This is a genomic window from Arthrobacter sp. UYP6 (assembly GCF_040547315.1).
GTDB lineage: Bacteria > Actinomycetota > Actinomycetes > Actinomycetales > Micrococcaceae > Arthrobacter_B.
Genome location: NZ_JBEPPM010000006.1, coordinates 164,136 through 182,501 on the forward strand (window position 1 = coordinate 164,136; position 18,366 = coordinate 182,501).

The 18,366-nt window shown below is 63.4% G+C and carries 14 protein-coding genes; 11 read left to right on the forward strand and 3 right to left on the reverse strand.

Annotation, left to right across the window (positions count from 1 at the left end; translation table 11 throughout):
* Positions 1 to 13: 13 nt before the first annotated feature.
* Complete coding sequence (locus ABIB35_RS07285) at positions 14 to 622, reverse strand: TetR/AcrR family transcriptional regulator (protein ID WP_354180118.1); 609 nt, start codon at positions 620 to 622, stop codon at positions 14 to 16.
* Positions 623 to 797: 175 nt separating this feature from the next.
* Here ABIB35_RS07285 and ABIB35_RS07290 point away from each other — a divergent pair, with 175 nt between their 5' ends.
* From ABIB35_RS07290 to ABIB35_RS07300, 3 genes are read left to right on the forward strand one after another with little or no spacing between them, the layout of a single operon-like run.
* On the forward strand, positions 798 to 1,580 hold the full coding sequence (locus tag ABIB35_RS07290) for an SDR family oxidoreductase (RefSeq protein WP_354180119.1): 783 nt from the start codon (positions 798 to 800) through the stop codon (positions 1,578 to 1,580).
* A gap of 21 nt (positions 1,581 to 1,601) precedes the next feature.
* A complete protein-coding gene (locus ABIB35_RS07295) occupies positions 1,602 to 2,870 on the forward strand; it encodes an acyl-CoA dehydrogenase family protein (protein ID WP_354180120.1) in 1,269 nt (422 codons plus the stop codon).
* 3 nt (positions 2,871 to 2,873) lie between these two features.
* A complete protein-coding gene (locus tag ABIB35_RS07300; RefSeq protein WP_354180122.1) occupies positions 2,874 to 3,995 on the forward strand; it encodes a phosphotransferase family protein in 1,122 nt (373 codons plus the stop codon).
* Between the two features lie 6 nt (positions 3,996 to 4,001).
* Here ABIB35_RS07300 and ABIB35_RS07305 read toward each other — a convergent pair whose 3' ends face one another.
* Both ABIB35_RS07305 and ABIB35_RS07310 read right to left on the reverse strand, forming a co-directional pair.
* The gene (locus tag ABIB35_RS07305) at positions 4,002 to 4,157 is read right to left on the reverse strand and encodes an MFS transporter small subunit (protein ID WP_354180123.1); all 156 of its coding nucleotides are present in this window, start codon (positions 4,155 to 4,157) and stop codon (positions 4,002 to 4,004) included.
* A complete protein-coding gene (locus ABIB35_RS07310; RefSeq protein ID WP_354180125.1) occupies positions 4,154 to 5,560 on the reverse strand; it encodes an OFA family MFS transporter in 1,407 nt (468 codons plus the stop codon). Before ABIB35_RS07310 ends, ABIB35_RS07305 begins: the two co-directional genes overlap by 4 nt.
* A 327-nt stretch (positions 5,561 to 5,887) precedes the next feature.
* Here ABIB35_RS07310 and ABIB35_RS07315 point away from each other — a divergent pair, with 327 nt between their 5' ends.
* From ABIB35_RS07315 to ABIB35_RS07350, 8 genes are all read left to right on the forward strand, one after another.
* The gene (locus ABIB35_RS07315; protein WP_354180126.1) at positions 5,888 to 8,767 is read left to right on the forward strand and encodes a beta strand repeat-containing protein; all 2,880 of its coding nucleotides are present in this window, start codon (positions 5,888 to 5,890) and stop codon (positions 8,765 to 8,767) included.
* Between the two features lie 273 nt (positions 8,768 to 9,040).
* Complete coding sequence (gene aceE, locus ABIB35_RS07320; RefSeq protein ID WP_354180128.1) at positions 9,041 to 11,776, forward strand: pyruvate dehydrogenase (acetyl-transferring), homodimeric type; 2,736 nt, start codon at positions 9,041 to 9,043, stop codon at positions 11,774 to 11,776.
* A gap of 261 nt (positions 11,777 to 12,037) precedes the next feature.
* Positions 12,038 to 13,465 (forward strand): MFS transporter, encoded by a 1,428-nt coding sequence (locus ABIB35_RS07325; RefSeq protein WP_354180130.1) that lies wholly within the window; start codon positions 12,038 to 12,040, stop codon positions 13,463 to 13,465.
* On the forward strand, positions 13,455 to 14,150 hold the full coding sequence (locus ABIB35_RS07330; RefSeq protein WP_354180132.1) for an aspartate/glutamate racemase family protein: 696 nt from the start codon (positions 13,455 to 13,457) through the stop codon (positions 14,148 to 14,150). The genes ABIB35_RS07325 and ABIB35_RS07330 overlap by 11 nt, the downstream gene beginning before the upstream one ends.
* 663 nt (positions 14,151 to 14,813) lie before the next feature.
* Entirely contained in the window at positions 14,814 to 15,308 is a 495-nt protein-coding gene (uraD, locus tag ABIB35_RS07335; RefSeq protein ID WP_354180134.1) for a 2-oxo-4-hydroxy-4-carboxy-5-ureidoimidazoline decarboxylase, read from the forward strand.
* Positions 15,305 to 15,649, forward strand: coding sequence for a hydroxyisourate hydrolase (gene uraH, locus ABIB35_RS07340; protein ID WP_354180136.1), 345 nt, complete (start codon positions 15,305 to 15,307; stop codon positions 15,647 to 15,649). Before uraD ends, uraH begins: the two co-directional genes overlap by 4 nt.
* Positions 15,650 to 15,651: 2 nt before the next feature.
* Entirely contained in the window at positions 15,652 to 16,587 is a 936-nt protein-coding gene (pucL, locus tag ABIB35_RS07345; protein WP_354180138.1) for a factor-independent urate hydroxylase, read from the forward strand.
* A gap of 147 nt (positions 16,588 to 16,734) precedes the next feature.
* Positions 16,735 to 18,270, forward strand: a complete 1,536-nt coding sequence (locus ABIB35_RS07350) for a nucleobase:cation symporter-2 family protein (RefSeq protein WP_354180140.1) — start codon at positions 16,735 to 16,737, stop codon at positions 18,268 to 18,270.
* Positions 18,271 to 18,366: the final 96 nt, after the last annotated feature.

The following is an 18,366-nucleotide window of genomic DNA, read 5'->3' on the forward strand; positions in this document are numbered from 1 at the left end:
TCCCTGCGCGCTGTCAGTGACCTACTGCTGCGCGCGCAATCACTATGTAACGGGCGGCCAGGTCTTCGGGGGACAGCTCACCGGCGGCGCGGTACCACTGTGCGACGCCGGTGCACATGGTGATCACGGCCCGCGCCGAGTCGACCGGAAAGGGTGTGGTGAAGACGCCGGCGGCCACGCCGTCGTCCACTACCTCCGTCAGCAGCCGCTGCTGCCTGTCGCGGGCCGCAAGGTGGGCAGTGCGGGCCTCGCCGGCCAGGCTGCGGATTTCAGACGCAGCGATGAAGGCGTGGTCGCTGCGGTGGGCGTGGAAGAGAACCAGGCATTCAATGAGCAGCCGGAAACGGTCCTCGGCCGATGGGCCGGCCTCGGCGAGGGCAGCCTGGCTGCGCCGGAACAGGTCTGCCATGGCACGCTGTGCAATGTCCACAAGCAGGGCGGACTTGGAAGGGTAGTGGTGATAGACCCCGGGCACGGAGAGCCCTGCGCGCCCCGCCACTTCCCGGATGGTGGTGCCGTGAAAACCCTGTTCCACGAAGCACTCCAGCGCGGCAGCCAGCACCGGCGGCAGCTCTTGGTCGGAGAAAATCCGCCAATCCGTGGCCGCTTCGGTTATCCGCACGGTTCTTTCCCCAGCCATTGCGCTCCCATCCAACCCAATCCCCGCCAGTCGTGGTCGGGCCAAAGTGACCCTTGACACACTTTTACCTCTACATCAGACTTAGCATACCCGGGCACCATACCGAGCGGTTGCTCGGTTTACGCCAATCCGGACCACTTTTTACCCGAGGAGCTCCATGCCCCAGAACAGCGTCCATGCCCGCCGGCTGGAAGGAAAGACGGCCATTGTCACCGGTGCCAGCCGAGGCATTGGACTGGCGGTGGCCCAGCGTCTGGTGGCTGAAGGTGCCCGCGTCTGCATCACGGCGCGTAAACCTGAACCCCTGGCAGAGGCTGCGGCATCATTTCCGGAAGGCTCCGTCCTGGGCATCGCGGGCAAGTCGGACGATGCCGAGCACCGCGCCGAGGTTTTGGACACGGTGGCAGCGGAATTTGGCCGGCTGGACATTCTGGTGAACAACGCCGGCATCAATCCGGTGTACGGCCCACTGATGGATCTGGAGCCGGATGCGGCCCGCAAGATCATGGAGGTCAATCTCTACGGCACTCTTGGCTGGGTGCAGGCGGCGTACCACCACCAGAAGCTGGATTTCGCCGGCCGCGGCGGATCCGTCATCAATCTGTCTTCGGTCAGCGCCCAAACGCCATCCCCGGGCATCAGCTTTTACGGGATCAGCAAGGCCGCGATCGAACAGCTCACCCGTTCCCTGGCTGTGGAGCTTGGCCCTGCCATCCGCGTCAACGCGCTGGCCCCCGCCGTCGTCAAGACGCAGTTTGCCCGGGCGCTCTACGAGGGACGGGAGGAGCAGGTAGCTGCCGCCTACCCCCTGGGCCGGCTGGGAACCCCTGAAGATGTGGCGGCTGCAGCCGCTTTCCTGGCCTCCGATGACGCGGCCTGGATTACCGGCCAGATCCTGAATCTCGACGGTGGCCTGCTGGCTGCCGGCGGCAACGCTTAAGTACCCAAAGGACACAGTCCCATGAACACCCTTCCCCCTGAGATCGAAGACCTGCGCCTGCGCACCCGGGACTTTATCCGTTCCGTCGTCATCCCGGCCGAGCCCTCCCCCGGCCAACGGCTGTCGGAGGCTGAACGGACCCGGCTGCAGGCCGCAGCCAAGAGCGCCGGGGTCTTCGCGCCGCATGTGTCAGTGGAATACGGGGGGCAGGGTGTGCCGCTGCAGTTCTGGTCCCCCATCTTCCAGGAGGCGGGGTACTCTCTGATCGGGCCCACTGTGCTCAACTGCCAGGCACCGGATGAGGGCAACATGCACATGCTGGAGCTCATCGGCACGCAGGCACAGAAGGACCAATACCTGCGTCCGCTCGTCTCCGGTGCTGCGCGCTCCTGCTTCGGGATGACAGAGCCGCACCCGGGTGCCGGATCGGATCCCGCCGCCTTGCAATCATCGGCATCAAAGGTGGACGGCGGCTGGGTGATCAACGGGCACAAGCGCTTCAGCAGCGGTGCCAACAACGCAGCGTTCTGCATTGCAATGGTGCGCACGCCGGCCCTGGATGCGGCCCCCGGCGCTACCTCCCCCGCCACCTCCCCAGCCGGCGCTACCATGCTGCTGGTGGACATGGACACGCCGGGAGTGCGGATAGGTGAGCAGATTTCCACCATGGACCGCGCCATCGGCGGCGGACACCCCCACCTGCACTTTAAGAACGTCTTTGTTCCCGACTCTGCCGTCCTGGGCTCCCCCGGACAGGGATTCCGGTATGCACAGGTCCGTCTGGGCCCGGCCCGCCTGACCCACTGCATGCGGTGGCTCGGACTGGCGCGGCGTGCCATGGACATTGCCCTGGACCGGACCAATACCCGGGAAATCTTTGGCTCCGCCATGCACGAGCTCGGCATCGCCCAGGACATGCTGGCGCTGAACGTGATGGATCTGGAAACGTCCGATGCGATCATTTCCAAGACCGCCGCGCTGCTTCACACCGATGCCAAGGCAGGGTCCGCACTGTCCTCGGTGGCCAAGGCGCACACCTCCGAGGCCGTGTACCGGGTGATTGACCGCTCGCTGCAGCTGTGCGGCGGGGACGGCGTCTCCGACCGCCTGCCGCTGGCGTCCTACCTCAATGAGGTGCGGGCCTTCCGCATCTACGACGGCTCCAACGAAACGCACAAGTGGGCCATTGCGCGGCGGGCTTCCTCTGCCCGACGGCGCGAGGTGGAAGCGGGTGCGCCGTTCCAGGCGTCGGTTGACAATGCTCCTTCCTACAGCTCTGCGCAGGCGTAAGGAATGAAAGCCGGCGAGCCTTCCCTGCAGTCAGTCCCCGACGGATCCGAGGTGGTGGCAACCGCAGCCGACGCCGCCGCGCTCGCCTCCCCGCCGCTGCTGATCCTGGATGCCGTCACCGCCTTCCTGGATGAGCACAACCTTGGATCCGGCCCTTTATCCTGGGCCCAGATCGGTGACGGGCAGTCCAATATCACCTACCGTATTGAACGCGGCAGCGAGGTGTTTGTGCTCCGCCGTGGCCCGCGGCCGCCGCTGCCCCGCTCGACACACGACATGGTCCGCGAGGCGCGAATTCAACAGCTCCTGCAGGGCCGCGGCATTCCGGTCCCCACCATCCTTGCCGTGTGCGAGGACGAGTCTGTCCTGGGTGTGCCCTTCTACGTGATGACCTTCCTCGAAGGGCTGGTTATCACCAACACCATTCCCGCGGTTCTGGATGCGCCTGAACAGCGGCTGGCAACCGGCAATGCCGTGGTTGACACCCTGGTGCAGCTGCATCAGGTGGACGTGACCGCCGGCGAACTCGCGTCCTTCGGGCATGCCGACGGATATCTGCGCCGCCAGGTGGAGCGCTTTTCCGTGCTCTGGGATATCAACACCACCCGCTCGCTGCCCGATGTTGCCGTGCTGGGCACCTGGCTGGCCGATAATTGCCCCGAAAGCCAGCAGGCGTCGGTGCTCCACGGCGACTACCGCCCCGGCAACCTGATGTTCCAAGCCGCCGCGCCGGCACGTGTCACTGCGGTCCTGGACTGGGAGATGGCGGCCGTTGGCGATCCGCTGGCTGACCTCGGCTACCTCACGGCAACGTATGCGGAGCCGGACAGCCCACCGAGCCCGCTGGAGCTGACCGCCGTCACCCGCAACCCGGGATACCTGAGCCGCGCACAGCTTATTGCCCGTTACCGGGAGCAGACCAGCCTCTCCCTGGACGCCCTGCCCTGGTACCAGACTCTGGCGCTGTGGAAGGCCTCCATCTTCTGCGAAGCGATCTACAGCAGATGGCTGAAGGGCGAACGGCCCCACGACACCCGGTTTGCGCCATCGCTGGAGGCAGGAGTGCCGCAACTGCTGGCGCAGGCCCGTGTCTTTGCCGACCTATCGCCGGCAAAGACGCGGTAGGACACATCAGCCGAACAGGGCCGAGGCCTTGGAGAGCGTTTGGAAGACCCCATACGCCAAAGGCACACCCACCAGTAGCCAGCTCACGATAATACGGATGCGCGCGCTGTCCGACCGGGCAGCGGCGCCGCCTGATCCGGAACGGTCCAGGGATTCACTCATGTGTAGTCCTCCTCCAGCTCAGCATCTTTCGCGGCACCGGCGCTGCCGGCACCCCGCGGTTCATGGTGTTTGGTATCAACCGGACGGATCATCAGATTGGCGATGAACCCGATGACCAGCAGCCCAACCATCGTCAGCAAGGCGGGCTGGTACGCCCCGGCATCCAGCTCTCCGGGCGTTCCCTGGGCGTCCAGGAACGAATTAACAATCAGCGGACCGGCAATGCCGGCAGCCGACCAGGCCGTCAGCAGCCGGCCGTGGATGGCGCCCACCTGGAAGGTTCCGAACAGGTCCCGCAGATAGGCCGGAACCGTGGCAAAGCCGCCGCCATAGAAGGACAGGATCACAAAGGCCAGCAGGACATACAGGATGGTGGAGGTGTTTCCGAATAACGCGAGCATCAGATAGAGCACCGCACCCGCACCCAGATACACCATATAGATGCGTTTTCGGCCGATGATGTCCGAAGTAGCCGACCAGACAAAGCGCCCGCCCATGTTGCCGATCGAGAGCAGCCCCACGAAGCCGCCGGCAACGGCGGCGCTCACCAGGGAAACGCCGTCGGGCTGGCGGAAGAAGTCCTGGATCATGGGCGAAGCCTGCTCCAGGATGCCGATCCCGGCCGTGACGTTGCAGAAAAGGACAATCCAGACCAGCCAGAATTGCCGGGTCTTGATGGCGTTTGCAGCGGACACGTGCGCCGTGGTGACCAGAGCCTTGGAGGTTACCGTTGCCGGGTCGAAGCCTTCTGGCCGCCATCCTTCCGCGGGGACCCGAATGGTCCATGCGCCATAGAGCATATACACCAGATACACCGCGGCGAGAGTGAGGAAGAGCTTGCCGACGGCGTCGCCCGCGTCAGCGCCGGGGGTGCCAAAGTTGGGGTCGTAGAAGGTCAGCAGGGCAGAGGACAGCGGGCTGGCGATCAGCGCCCCGCCCCCGAACCCCATGATGGCCATACCGGTAGCAAGCCCCGGGCGGTCCGGGAACCATTTGATGAGGGTGGAGACCGGTGAGATGTAGCCGATGCCCAGGCCGATGCCGCCAATGACTCCGTAGCCGATGTAGAGCAGCCACAGCTGGTGGGTAAAGATGCCCACCGCGCCCACGAGGAACCCTCCGGACCAGAAGACCGCGGAGACAAACATCGCCTTGCGCGGCCCGTTCCTGTCCACCCAGGTGCCCATGACCGCTGCGGACAGTCCCAGCATCACGATCGCCACCGAAAAGATGATCCCGATCTGCGTCAGGCTGGCGTTGAAGTGCTCCACCAAGGCGTTCTTATAAACACTTGTGGCATAAACCTGGCCGATGCACAGGTGGACGGCCAGTGCCGCCGGAGGGATGAGCCACCGGTTGAAGCCCGGCGGCGCAATGATGTTTTCACGGTCTAGCCAGCTCATCCATAACTCCTCGTGATGGTGAAGCACGTGCGTAACTGCTGTGGCAGTCAGCATTCACCATGAGCGGCGCGACGGCTGCAGGGACACGCCGCAAATAGTTCTCCGTAAGAGTTTCGACCCGCAACCTACCGGCCGGTAACTTTTTTTCAGCAAATCCTTGCTTTGTTACCGACCAGTAAGTTAGATGTAACAGACATCACACTATGTCGGGGGAAAACGTCATCAGAGCAGAGGCGCTTTCGGTCCGGCACCACCGAACGCGACAGCCCACAGGCGCTCCTCGCTGCCCATCCGGTCTCTGGACCGGAATATGACAAAGGAATTTCAATGACGAGTTCTCCGTCCGGCCGGGAGAGTTTCCGGCCGCATACACTTTTGACAGCCCTGCTGGCTCTATTCCTCATCCTTCTTCTGGCTTTCTTTGTCCTGTTCTCCAGCAAAGTTGCCGCCGGGGCGGTGCAGCTTAGCGACGGCGCCGTGCGGGCCTCCACCGGTGCCGGGGACCTTAAGGACGGTGCCGCGAAGGCCCAGGCCGGTGCCGCCGAGGTGGCTGCCGGAACCAAGAAGGTTGACGATGGCGCCAACACCTTGGCCAAGGGCATCGCAAGCGCCAAGACCGGCGCGACGTCGTTGAAGGACGGCGCGGTCTCCCTCGACGAGGGCGCGGTGAAGCTCCAGACCGGCGCCGTATCCGCAGCTGAGGGCGCGTCGAAACTCGCCGCGGGAGCCGGAACGGCCAACGCAGGCGCGGGGCAGCTCGCCAGCGGAGGCATCCAGCTCCGTGAGGGTGCGGTTCGCGCCTCCGACGGTGCCCAGCAGCTTGCTGCCGGTTCCGGGGAGCTGAACAAGGGCGCACTTAGCGCCGCCGAGGGTGCCGGCGCGCTGAAAGTCGGTGCCGGCAAGCTCAACGACGGCGGCCTGGCGCTTCGCGACGGTGCCGGAAAAATTCTCGGCGGAGCGCAAGCGCTGAACGACGGCGGCATTAAGCTGCGTGACGGATCCAAGGCAGCCACTGCGGGCGCCGGCCAGCTGGCCACCGGAGCCGAAGACCTCACCACGGGCGCTCTTTCAGCCAAAGAGGGCGCCGGCCGGCTGGCCGCAGGTGCCGGTGCCGCCAAGGACGGAGCCGACCAGGTTTCTGCCGGCGCAGGCGCCATCGCAGACGGCGCATCTGCGCTCAAGGACGGCAGCACCAAACTGGAAACCGGTGCCAGGACTGCAGATGCCGGCGCCCAGCAGCTGGCCGCCGGCACAACGAAACTGAAGACCGGTGCAGCGACAGCTGCAGCTGGGGCCACCATGCTTTCCGCCGGTGCTGTCCAAGTCAATACCGGTGTTTCCAAGCTAGCCAAAGGCGCCGGGGACCTCCGGGTAGGGGTCGTCACTCTGTATGACGGAACCGGTGAGGCGGTGGCGGGCACTAAAGCCTTGCTGGATGGCGCCAACCGAGTGCATGCCGGAGCATCCGCTCTCGGGGCCGGCGTCAATGATGCCGCTGGCGGCTCGGCCGCGCTCGCAACCGGTGCGCGGAATCTCTCCAACGGCATCAACGCTCTGGTCAACGGCGGACCGCTGCTGCGTGATGGTGCTGCCGATCTCGCAACCGGCATTCCCTTGGTCGATGGTGGTGCAGCCGCCCTGGCAACCAGTGCCGATGGGGTGGCGGCCGGTGCGACAAGCGCATCAGCAGCCGCAGCTAACATGGTGGCCCAGCTGCAGCAGCTGCAGCTGGATGCGCCCTCCCTGACCGGGGTTCAGCTTGCTGACCGTCTGGCAACCGTCATTCCACAGGCGGAGGGCACCAAGGCCGGCGTTGACGGCATTGCAGCCGGTGCCACCGGCTTCAGCAACGCCTACACCACCCAGCTCAAGGACGGACTGGAGCAGGTTCGTTCCGGCGCGGTGGATGCAGGCGCCGGCGCAGCAGCACTGGCCGCCGGAGTCCCCGCGGTGCAGGACGGCGGCAAACAGGTCGCCAACGGCGCCGAGACGCTGAATACGGGAATCCTCACCATCAAGGCCGGCTTCGACGGCCAGAACACGGCGGAAGAACCCGGCCTGCTCAAAGGTGCAAAGGGCGTGGCCGACGGTGCCGCAGCGCTAGCCGACGGTTCCCTGCGGCTCCAGAGCGGAGCAAAGCAGCTTGTGGAGGGGACCGAGGCGCTGGAAACCGGCATCGCGGAGCTGTCAGCCGGGACCGGCGCATTGGAGGACGGATCCGCTGATCTCGCCACAGGCAACGGACAGCTGGCCGCCGGCGTTGAAGAGCTAAACACCGGCGCCAAGACCCTCGCCGCCGGAACACCGTTGCTGTCCTCCGGCGCAGGCGATCTCGCCGCAGGTGCAGGAGAGCTGAACGCAGGCGCAACTGATCTGTCCACCGGAGCGTCAGGCCTCTCCACCGGGCTTATCACTCTGCGTACCGGTGCCGGCAGCCTTGCCGCAGGGAACGGGGCCATTGCTGAAGGCGCCGGGAAGTTGAACGCCGGCGCAACAACACTTGCTACGGGCACCCAGGCGCTGGAGACGGGTGCCGGGCAGCTGGCAACCGGTGCCGGCACCCTTTCCACGGGTGCTCAGACTCTCTACGCCGGAACAGGAGAACTCTCCACCGGGCTGGGCACGCTGCGAAACGGTGCAGGAAGTCTGGCCACCGGCAACGGTGCCATCGCCGACGGCGCGAAGAGGCTCAATGCAGGAGCATCCGAGCTGGCTGCGAAAACTCCGGATCTGGTCACCGGAGCGGGCAAGCTCGCCACCGGGGCGCAGACACTGTCCAGTGGCCTGGGCACACTGCAGACCGGAGCGGTGACGCTCTCAGAAGGCAACGACAAGCTGGCCGTCGGCGCCACCACGCTGGCGGAAGGCACCAGCAAGCTGGTCTCCGGCAGCGACTCCCTCGCCGAGGGCACTGTCAAGCTCGACGACGGAGGCAAGACGCTCACCGAAGGTACCGGCAAGCTGAAGACCGGTGCCGAAACGCTGGCCGAAGGAAACACCAAGCTGGCAGAGGGAAGCATGACGCTGGCCGACGGCAACGGAGAAATCTCCGAAGGCGCCGACACCATGCGGGCCAGCACCACCGCTATGACCCCGGGCCAGATCGCCACTTCCCCGATGGTCCTGGCAGTACTTATCCCGCTGCTCCTGCTGATCATTCCGCTGGTCATGCTGTTCTCAGGGCGCTCACGCAACACGCAGAGCTAGAACGGACTCAGCACCAGACAAGCACCACCCCAGAAAGGGCGGAGCCGCACTGCGGCTCCGCCCTTTCTGCTGTGTTCTTCAGGCCGTGTTCTTCCGTCCGTGGCCGCTCACGAGGTTATCGGGCCCGGCCCGCTGGCCAGCTCAGCATGGACTGCTATGGTATTTGAAATATTTATTTCGTCTGATGAAATAAGCGACGCCGGTAATTCACAGTCGGCACGATTCACAAGTGCTTTGTTACGGGATTCTTGATCCTCATTGGAGAGGCAACACATGAGCGAAGACACAACGGACATCCTGAGCGGGTTGACCAACCAGCTCCCGGACCGTGACCCCGAGGAGACCGCAGAATGGATGCAGTCACTGGATGATCTGATCCGTTCCCAGGGCACCGAAAGAGCCCAATACATTATGCGTTCGCTGCTCCAGCGCGCCGGTGCGCAGTCAGTGGGCGTGCCCATGGTCACCACCACCGACTACGTGAACACCATCCCGGTGGATCAGGAACCCGAGTTCCCCGGTGATGAGGAAGTCGAACGCCGGTACCGTGCCTGGCTGCGCTGGAACGCGGCGATCATGGTCCACCGCGCCCAGCGCCCGGGCATCGGGGTGGGCGGACACATTTCCACCTACGCCGGTGCCGCAACCCTGTATGAGGTGGGCATGAACCACTTCTTCCGCGGCAAGGACCATCCCGGCGGCGGAGACCAGATTTACTTCCAGGGCCACGCCTCCCCGGGCATGTACGCGCGTGCCTTCCTTGAGGGCCGCCTGTCCGAGGAAGACATGGACGGGTTCCGGCAGGAGAAGTCCCGCGAGGGACACGCCCTGTCCTCCTACCCGCATCCGCGCTCAATGCCGGACTTCTGGGAATTCCCCACCGTATCCATGGGCATCGGCCCGATGAACGCGATCTACCAGGCCCAGTCCAACCGGTACCTGCAGAACCGCGGCATCAAGGACACCTCGGACCAGCACGTCTGGGCTTTCCTGGGTGACGGCGAAATGGACGAGCCCGAATCCCGCGGCCTGCTCCAGCTCGCCGCCAACGACAAGCTCGATAACCTCACGTTTGTGGTCAACTGCAACCTGCAGCGCCTGGACGGTCCGGTGCGCGGCAACGGCAAGATCATGCAGGAACTGGAAGCGTTTTTCCGCGGTGCCGGCTGGAACGTCATCAAGGTCCTCTGGGGCCGGGAGTGGGACTCCCTGCTGGAGAAGGACCCCAACGGGGCGCTGGTGGACATCATGAACTCCACCCTCGACGGGGACTACCAGACGTACAAGGCCGAGAACGGCGGATTTATCCGCGATCACTTCTTCGGCAAGTCCCCCGAGACCAAGGAACTGGTCGCGAACCTCACCGATGAGGAAATCTGGCAGCTCAAGCGCGGCGGCCACGACTACCGCAAGGTCTACGCCGCGTACAAGGCTGCCACCGAGTTCAAGGGCAAGCCCACCGTCATTCTGGCTCACACGGTCAAGGGTTACGGCCTGGGCACCCACTTCGAGGCCCGTAACGCCACGCACCAGATGAAGAAGCTGACCCTGGAGGATCTGAAGGCCTTCCGGGACCACCTGCGGATCCCGGTCAGTGACGAGCAGCTCGAAGCCGATCCGTATCAGCCGCCGTACTACAACCCGGGCCCTGACACCCCGGAGATCAAGTACATGCTCGAGCGCCGGCGCGAGCTCGGCGGCAACGTCCCCGAACGCCGGGTCAAGCACGCCCCGGTCACCCTGCCCGCCGAGGGTTCATACGCCGTCGCCAAGAAGGGCTCCGGCAAGCAGTACGCGGCCACCACCATGGCCTTCGTGCGCCTGCTTAAGGACCTGATGCGGGACAAGGACTTCGGTGACCGGCTGGTCCCGATCGTCCCGGACGAATCACGGACCTTCGGCATGGACGCTTTCTTCCCGTCCGCGAAAATCTACAACCCTGACGGCCAGAACTATCTCTCCGTGGACCGCGACCTCATGCTGGCCTATAAGGAATCCCCCGCAGGAAAGCTGATCCATCCCGGAATCAACGAGGCCGGGGCGGTAGCTGCCTTCACCGCCGCGGGCACGGCCTACGCCACCCACGGCGAACCGCTGGTCCCGGTTTACGTGTTCTACTCGATGTTCGGTTTCCAGCGCACGGGCGATTCCTTCTGGGCAGCGGCAGATCAGCTGACCCGAGGCTTCGTGATCGGAGCTACCGCCGGCCGCACTACCCTGACCGGTGAAGGCCTGCAGCATGCCGACGGGCACTCCCCGATCCTGGCCTCCACCAACCCGGCGGTGAAGACCTACGACCCGGCCTACGGCTACGAGATCGGACACATCATGCGTCGCGGCCTCGAAGAGATGTACGGCGAGAGTTCAGCGAACCGGAACCTGATGTATTACCTGACGGTCTACAACGAGCCGATTATCCAGCCTGCTGAGCCGGAGAACCTGGACGTCGAGGGAGTGGTCCGGGGTATTTACCGCGTGTCCGAGTCGGCTGCCGACGGGCCGAAGACCCAGATCCTGGCCTCGGGTGTTTCCGTTCCCTGGGCGTTGGAGGCTCAGAAGCTGCTCGCCGAGGACTGGGGCGTGTCTGCTGATGTGTGGTCCGTGACGTCCTGGATCGAGCTGCGCCGCGACGGCCTGGCCGCCGAGGAGGAATCGTTCCTGCACCCCGAATCCCAGGCACGCGTGCCATTTGTGACGCACCAGCTCGCCGGGGCCGAAGGCCCGATTGTCGCCGTCAGCGACTATATGAAGGCCGTGCCGGACCAGATCCGGCAGTTCGTTCCCAACGAGTTCGCGTCGCTGGGCGCGGATGGCTTCGGATTCTCCGACACCCGCGCTGCGGCCCGCCGGTACTTCAAGATCGATTCGCACTCCATGGTGGTCCGCACCCTGGAAATGCTCGCCCGCCGCGGCGAAGTCGATGCCAGTGCACCCACCGAAGCGATCAAGAAGTATGACCTGCTCAACGTGAACGCAGGAACCTCCGGCAACTCCGGCGGCGACGCCTAACTAAGTTCGCAGGCCGCCTTCACCGGCGTCAGCCTGAAGAAGGGGCCGCCGCACGCCATGTGCAGCGGCCCCCTCTTTAACGCTTGTCTTAGCTGTCACCGCGTCACAATCCCAGCCATTACTCCTCCTGAGCCCTAACCGTTGACGAAGTCGGGCCGACATGTGATAGTCATCACATTCCTTAATGTGAACTTTCATTCTCGCATTACGGAACCTTCATTGAATCCCACTTGTGAGGGTTACTACCCATGAGGAGCAACGGTGCCCCAGGACAGTACCCAGCAACCCCGTGTTGCACCCACAGATTCGCTTGCCATGCAGATTGAAAAGTCTTACCAGACAATCGGAGTAACCAAGGCGCACCGCCAGGTGGTCTTCATGATCCTGCTAGGCGTCTTCTTTGACGCCCTTGAACAGAACGCCGTGGGAATTACCGGCCCGGTGCTGCGTGAGGCTTGGGGCCTCACCGGTACGGAAATTGGCCTCCTGAACACAATGACGTTCACCGCCACAGCCCTGGGCCGACTGGCAACCGGCCTCATCATGGACCGCTACGGCCGCCGCAACATGCTCATGATCAACCTGATCATTTTTGCTGTGGGCTCGCTGGCCTGCGCCCTAGCCCCGAACTACGCCATCCTGGCTGCCGGCCGGTTTGTGGTGGGCTTCGGCCTTGGCGGCGAAATCGCTGTCGCAGTCATCATGATGGCCGAATTCTTCTCCGCCCGGCACCGCGGCACAGCTGTGGGCCTGATCAACGTCACCGCAGCCGGACTGGGCAATATGCTGGCACCGGCCTTCGGGATTCTGGTCTTCACCCTTTTTGACGGCCCCGACAAATGGAGGTGGGTATTCGGCCTCCTGTTCATCCCTGCACTGCTGGTGATGTGGTTTCGTCGCTACGTCCCTGAAACTCCCCGGTACCTTGCGGCAACAGGAAAGCTTGATGAGGCCAATATGGTCATCACCCGCCTGGCACGCGGCAAACTCTCCGGACCCATTCATGACCCGCAGACCTATCTCACGGCCTCAGTGGCTGGCGCCGCTGACGGCATAGTTTCTGCCAGCGGTGCCTGGAAGCAAGTGCTCCGCGGCACATTACTCCGCCGCACCCTTCTTCTCGGTGTCGCGGTGACCATGTCCTACGCCGCGCAAATCTCCATGCTGACCCTGATGCCCACCATCTTGGTCTCACGTGGTTACAACATCAACACAAGCCTCTGGTTTACCTTGATTATGCAGTCCGGCTCCTTGATCGGCGCTGCAACAGCCGCCTATCTGGCTAGTAGGCTCCCACGAAAGAAGGTTCTCACCGCAGCAGCCATCTTGGGCTGTGCCGCCGGGCTGTCCATCGCGTTCCTTGGCACCAATATTGTGATGATCCTAGTGTTTGGTGTGCTGTTCAATTTCTCCGTCATTATCCTGAACACCACCATCTGGCTGTTCGCCCCGGAACTGTATCCCACCCGAGTGCGCGGTTTCGGTACCTCGATCATCCTCGCCGCCGGCTCACTGGCGGGCGGGCTCTTCCCACTGATCTCCGGGGCAGTGTTCGATACTTCCGGCACGTTCGGGATGTTCACGGTCTTGGCGGCGCTATTTATCGTCCTGGCGATTGTGGTGCAGTTCCCGCCGGAAACTTTCGGAAAGCCGCTGGAGGAAGACGAGGAACCCACCTATGTCCACTAACACGGCCACGGACCAGCCCCGGATTGTCCTGCTGATCAACCCGAACACTAACCAAGACACCACAGCCATGATGGGCGGCCTAGCAGCCATCGAACTGGCCGGTACGGATCTGGAAGTTGTGGGTATTACTGCAGCGCTCGGGCCCCGAATGCTCATTGAGCCAAATGCCCTGCGTGACTCCGCAGAACATGTATGCGAAGCGGTCAGGAAGTATCTGGCTGGACCATCCGGCGCCCGGGTTGCCGCCGTCATTGTGTCAGCAATAGGGGATCCCGGAAGAGCCGAGCTGGCAAGCAGTCTTAGCGTTCCCGTGGTGGGCATTGGACAGGCCTCAATCTTGGCCGCTTCGGCTGACGACCGAGCCTTTGCCATGGCGACCAGCACCCCAATGCTCGCCGATTCACTTTCAGAACTGGTCCAGGCCGAAGGTCGATCGGAGTATTTTCTTGGCATTTCGCTGACGGAGTCCGGGCCGCTGGAACTTGCCGCAGATCCGGAGGCCCAGTTCCATGAATTACATGCAGCGGTGGGGCGAGCTGCGAACGACGGAGCCAAGGCAGTCATCATCGCCGGCGGGCCACTGAGTGAGACGGCCCGCAGGCTGGCCGTCGAGGGGCTGGCGGAGATCATTGAACCGATCCCCAGCGCATGCCGATTGGTCCTTACCCTCTTAGCCGCAGGCTAAGGAACCGCCAAACACGAAGGTAAAGCAGGGCCGGCCATACGGCCGGCCCTGCTTTACCTTTGTCCTTTTACGGGCGGCGCAGCCCACAGCCGCTAAGCGCCCGGATGGCGCCCAGGCTTTCCAAAAACGGAGCGAAGCGCAGAGATTTTGCGTATCCGCTGGACCAGGCTGCGGCCTTCCCTGCGCGGTGGGAAATAGAAATCGGGATCAGAACCACCGGTTTCATAAACGGGCTCGGCACTTGCGACGTGATGGGGAGGGAGCGCCCTCGACGGCGTTGTCTTCATGGTCGACCTCTCAATCCAGGGAATACGCGATCATCTGTCTTCGATCATCAATATTTGATATCCGATACTTGCTAGCCAATACTTGCTATCCAATAATTTCGGTATGCGGAAACCGTTTATTGCTATACGGAAACGCTAGGCCACGCAACTCCTGCGGTCAAGGGTTGCCCGGACCTCAATGGCACAGCTGCATCCACAACCGACCACTCCGGAAAAATGATGTGCCGGAACCCTTGACAGTCTTCATGTGACCCGCGTTACACTAATTTGAAATCAATTTTCCGCATTGCAGAAACATCGAATCAAGTCGATCCGTCGATGGTCAAGGGTGTTCAGCGCTGCAGTCGGAGGCACCACAACGAAAGCTGACACCCCTATGGAACTGCACTCTTTTAACGCCTCCTCACCCGCGGAAGCAGCAGCAACGCTGCGGCCGTGCGTGGATATCGACCGCTGGGTCCAGGAGATTGTCGACGCCCGGCCGTTCAGCACAACAGCGGAACTCACGGCCTTCGCAGCCACCGCCGCTCCGGACTGGACCGAGGCCGAAATTGACGCCGCACTGGCCCACCATCCCCGCATCGGCGAGCGCGCGGCGGGGGACGGCGCCGAGGCCCGGCTCTCCCGAAGGGAACAGTCCGGCGTCGCCGTCGTGCCGGAAACCACCGAAAAACTTGCCCGTGGCAATGCCTCCTACGAGGAAAAATTTGGCCGCGTCTTCCTCATCCGCGCCGCCGGCCGCAGCGCAGACGAGATCCTTACCGCATTGGAAGAGCGGCTGTCCCACACCCCGGAACAGGAACAGCCCATCATCGCCGGCGAACTGCGCCAGATTGCGCTTCTCCGGCTGAAAGGAATGCTCGCCTCATGAGTGTCAGTCACATCACTACCCACATCCTGGACCAGGTCACCGGCCGGCCCGCAGCCGGAGTGGGCGCAGTCCTTTATTCCGTAGCGGACGACGGCGGTGCCGAGGTTGTTGCCAAAGGCGTCACCAACGCCGATGGCCGGATCAAGGACCTAGGGCCCGAAGAGCTTCCTGCGGGCACGTATCGGATCGAATTTGCCACCGGGGACTACTTTGCCGCCACCGGCACCGCGACCTTTTATCCCACGGTCGCCCTGACCTTCAGCCTGGACAACCCAGCTGAGCATTACCACGTACCACTTCTTCTGAGCCCGTTTGCCTTTTCCACCTATCGAGGGAGCTAGACATGACTGCTTCAAGCACCGCCGCTGAAACCGCTACCGGCAACGACGCCGCAGGCCGCATCATCCTTGGCAACAACCAGTACGGCAAGGCCGAAGTCCGCCTGGTCAAGATCACCCGGGACACAGACCGCCACGAGATCGAAGACCTCAACGTCTCCTCACAGCTGCGCGGAGACTTCGAGGCCGCCCACACCGAGGGCGACAACGGCCACGTTGTAGCCACCGACACCCAGAAAAACACGGTGTACGCCTTCGCCCGTGACGGCGTCGGCTCCCCCGAAGCATTTCTCCTTCGCCTGGCCGAGCACTTTGTTGCCGGTTTTGACTGGGTAACCGGCGGCCGGTGGGAGGCAGAACAGTACTCCTGGAATCGAATCCACGACCACGACCACGCCTTCTCCAAGGACAAGAGTGAAACCCGCACGGCGGTTCTGATCGCCGACGGCGACACGCGCCACCTGGTGAGCGGCCTTCAGGGGCTGACCGTGCTCAAGTCGACCGGTTCGGAGTTCCACGGATTCCCGCGGGACCAGTTCACCACTTTGGGTGAGACCACTGACAGGATCCTCGCCACTGACGTCACGGCCCGCTGGCGCTTCGCGGACAACGTGGTGCCCGCAGACTTTAACGAAACGTACGACGGCGTCCGCGCCCTCCTGCTCAAGGGCTTCGCCGACACGCACTCACTTGCGCTGCAGCAGACCATGTTCGAAATGGGCAGGCTTGTTCTTGAGGCCTACCCCGATATCGAAGAAATCAAGATGTCCCTGCCGAACAAACACCACTTCCTGGTTGATCTGGCTCCCTTTGGCCTGGACAACCCCAACCAGGTCTATTTTGCTGCAGACCGCCCCTACGGCCTGATTGAGGCCACCATCCAGCGTGAGGGCACCACCTCCGATCACACCGTTTGGGAGAGCATTCCGGGCTTCTGCTAGCCGCAAGCCGCAGCGGCGCCGTCAGCCGGACTCCTCTCTGTAGCCGGCGCCGCTGCCCCACTTTGCATCACCTTTTTGCATCACCGGTCATTTCCGACCCCATACCCTGTTTCGCAAGAGCTCATGAAGCCGACAAGGGAGTCTGCTATGAAATCTCAACGCGCCACCAAATCGTCAACAGCGTCCCCTTCCGCGGGACCGCCGCGTCCCGAAGACGAGCGGCTGCCGCTGGGCCGCACGTTCGCCTACGGCCTGCAGCACGTCCTGACCATGTACGGCGGAATCATTGCTCCGCCGCTGATTATCGGCACAGCGGCCGGACTGGAGCAGAGCGAGATCGGCCTGCTCGTGGCCGCCTGCCTGTTCATCGGCGGTGCGGCAACCATTCTGCAAACCATTGGCGTGCCCTTCCTGGGCGCCCAGCTGCCCCTGGTTCAAGGCACCTCCTTCGCCTCCGTAGCCACACTCGTGGCCATCGTGAATGGTGAGGGAGGCATCCAGGCCGCCTTTGGCGCTGTTCTTGCGGCAGCACTCATCGGTCTAGGAATTGCTCCGTTCTTTGCCAAGATCATCCGCTTCTTCCCGCCGGTGGTGACCGGAATCGTTATCACCACCATCGGGCTGACGCTGATGCCGGTGGCCGCCAACTGGGCCATGGGCGGCAACGCCAAGGCGCCGGATTACGGCAGCACCTCCAACATCGGTCTGGCTGCCGCCACGCTGGCTATAGTCCTGCTGCTGAGCAAGGTGGGCAACGCTGCAATCTCGCGCCTGTCCATCCTGCTGGCGATTGTGCTGGGCACGGTCCTGGCCGTCTTCCTGGGCAAGGCCGATTTCTCCGGCGTCAGCGAAGGACCTGTGGTTGCCTTTCCGACCCCCTTTGCCTTCGGCCTGCCGACCTTCGAACTTGCCGCCATTATTTCCATGACGATTGTGGTCCTGGTGATCCTGACGGAAACCACCGCCGACATCCTGGCCGTGGGGGAAATTGCCGGCACCAAGGTCGATTCCAAGCGCATCGCCAACGGCCTGCGGGCGGACATGCTCTCCAGCGCGGTTGCTCCGGTGTTCAACACCTTCACCCAAAGCGCCTTTGCCCAGAACGTGGGACTGGTGGCCATCACGGGCATCAAGAGCCGTTTCGTGGTCAGCGCGGGCGGCCTCATCCTGGTCATCCTGGGTGTGCTGCCCATCCTCGGCCGCGTGGTCACAGCCGTTCCTACGCCCGTTTTGGGCGGTGCCGGCGTGGTGCTCTTCGGCACGGTTGCCGCCTCGGGCATCCGCACCCTGGCGAAGGTTGATTACAAGGACAACATGAACCTGATCATTGTTGCCACGTCCATCGGATTCGGCATGATCCCCATTGCCGCGCCGGCGTTCTACGACAACTTTCCGGCATGGTTTGGCACTATTTTCCACTCCGGGATCAGCTCGGCAGCCGTCATGGCAGTACTCCTGAACCTGCTGTTCAACGAACTCAAGGCCGGCAACCGGAAGGACTCCTCGGTATTTGCTGCCGGCCCGGCCCGCATGGTCCGTGAGGACGAGCTGTCCGGCCTCGAGGATGGCGACTATTTCCAGGGCGGGAAACTAATCAACCGCGACGGCGAAGAAGTGCCTATCCTCCCCGCTGGTGCTCTTGCTCCCGCTCCGGAACAGGACGGCCCGCTCCCGCCGCGCTAGGTGTACTCAGACGGCACGTTAATTACACCGGGTGATCGGTGCTTTGCCTCCGAGGCTGCCGTGTGGCCGGTGGTTGTTGTAGAAGTCTAACCACGG

Bases quoted from the DNA above. Each gene is read 5' to 3' on its own strand.
- ABIB35_RS07290 (WP_354180119.1), top strand. From the start codon at position 798: ATGCCCCAGAACAGCGTCCATGCCCGCCGGCTGGAAGGAAAGACGGCC.
- ABIB35_RS07295 (WP_354180120.1), top strand. From the start codon at position 1,602: ATGAACACCCTTCCCCCTGAGATCGAAGACCTGCGCCTGCGCACCCGG.
- ABIB35_RS07300 (WP_354180122.1), top strand. From the start codon at position 2,874: ATGAAAGCCGGCGAGCCTTCCCTGCAGTCAGTCCCCGACGGATCCGAG.
- ABIB35_RS07305 (WP_354180123.1), bottom strand. From the start codon at position 4,157: ATGAGTGAATCCCTGGACCGTTCCGGATCAGGCGGCGCCGCTGCCCGG.
- ABIB35_RS07310 (WP_354180125.1), bottom strand. From the start codon at position 5,560: ATGAGCTGGCTAGACCGTGAAAACATCATTGCGCCGCCGGGCTTCAAC.
- ABIB35_RS07315 (WP_354180126.1), top strand. From the start codon at position 5,888: ATGACGAGTTCTCCGTCCGGCCGGGAGAGTTTCCGGCCGCATACACTT.
- aceE (WP_354180128.1), top strand. From the start codon at position 9,041: ATGAGCGAAGACACAACGGACATCCTGAGCGGGTTGACCAACCAGCTC.
- ABIB35_RS07330 (WP_354180132.1), top strand. From the start codon at position 13,455: ATGTCCACTAACACGGCCACGGACCAGCCCCGGATTGTCCTGCTGATC.
- uraD (WP_354180134.1), top strand. From the start codon at position 14,814: ATGGAACTGCACTCTTTTAACGCCTCCTCACCCGCGGAAGCAGCAGCA.
- uraH (WP_354180136.1), top strand. From the start codon at position 15,305: ATGAGTGTCAGTCACATCACTACCCACATCCTGGACCAGGTCACCGGC.
- pucL (WP_354180138.1), top strand. From the start codon at position 15,652: ATGACTGCTTCAAGCACCGCCGCTGAAACCGCTACCGGCAACGACGCC.
- ABIB35_RS07350 (WP_354180140.1), top strand. From the start codon at position 16,735: ATGAAATCTCAACGCGCCACCAAATCGTCAACAGCGTCCCCTTCCGCG.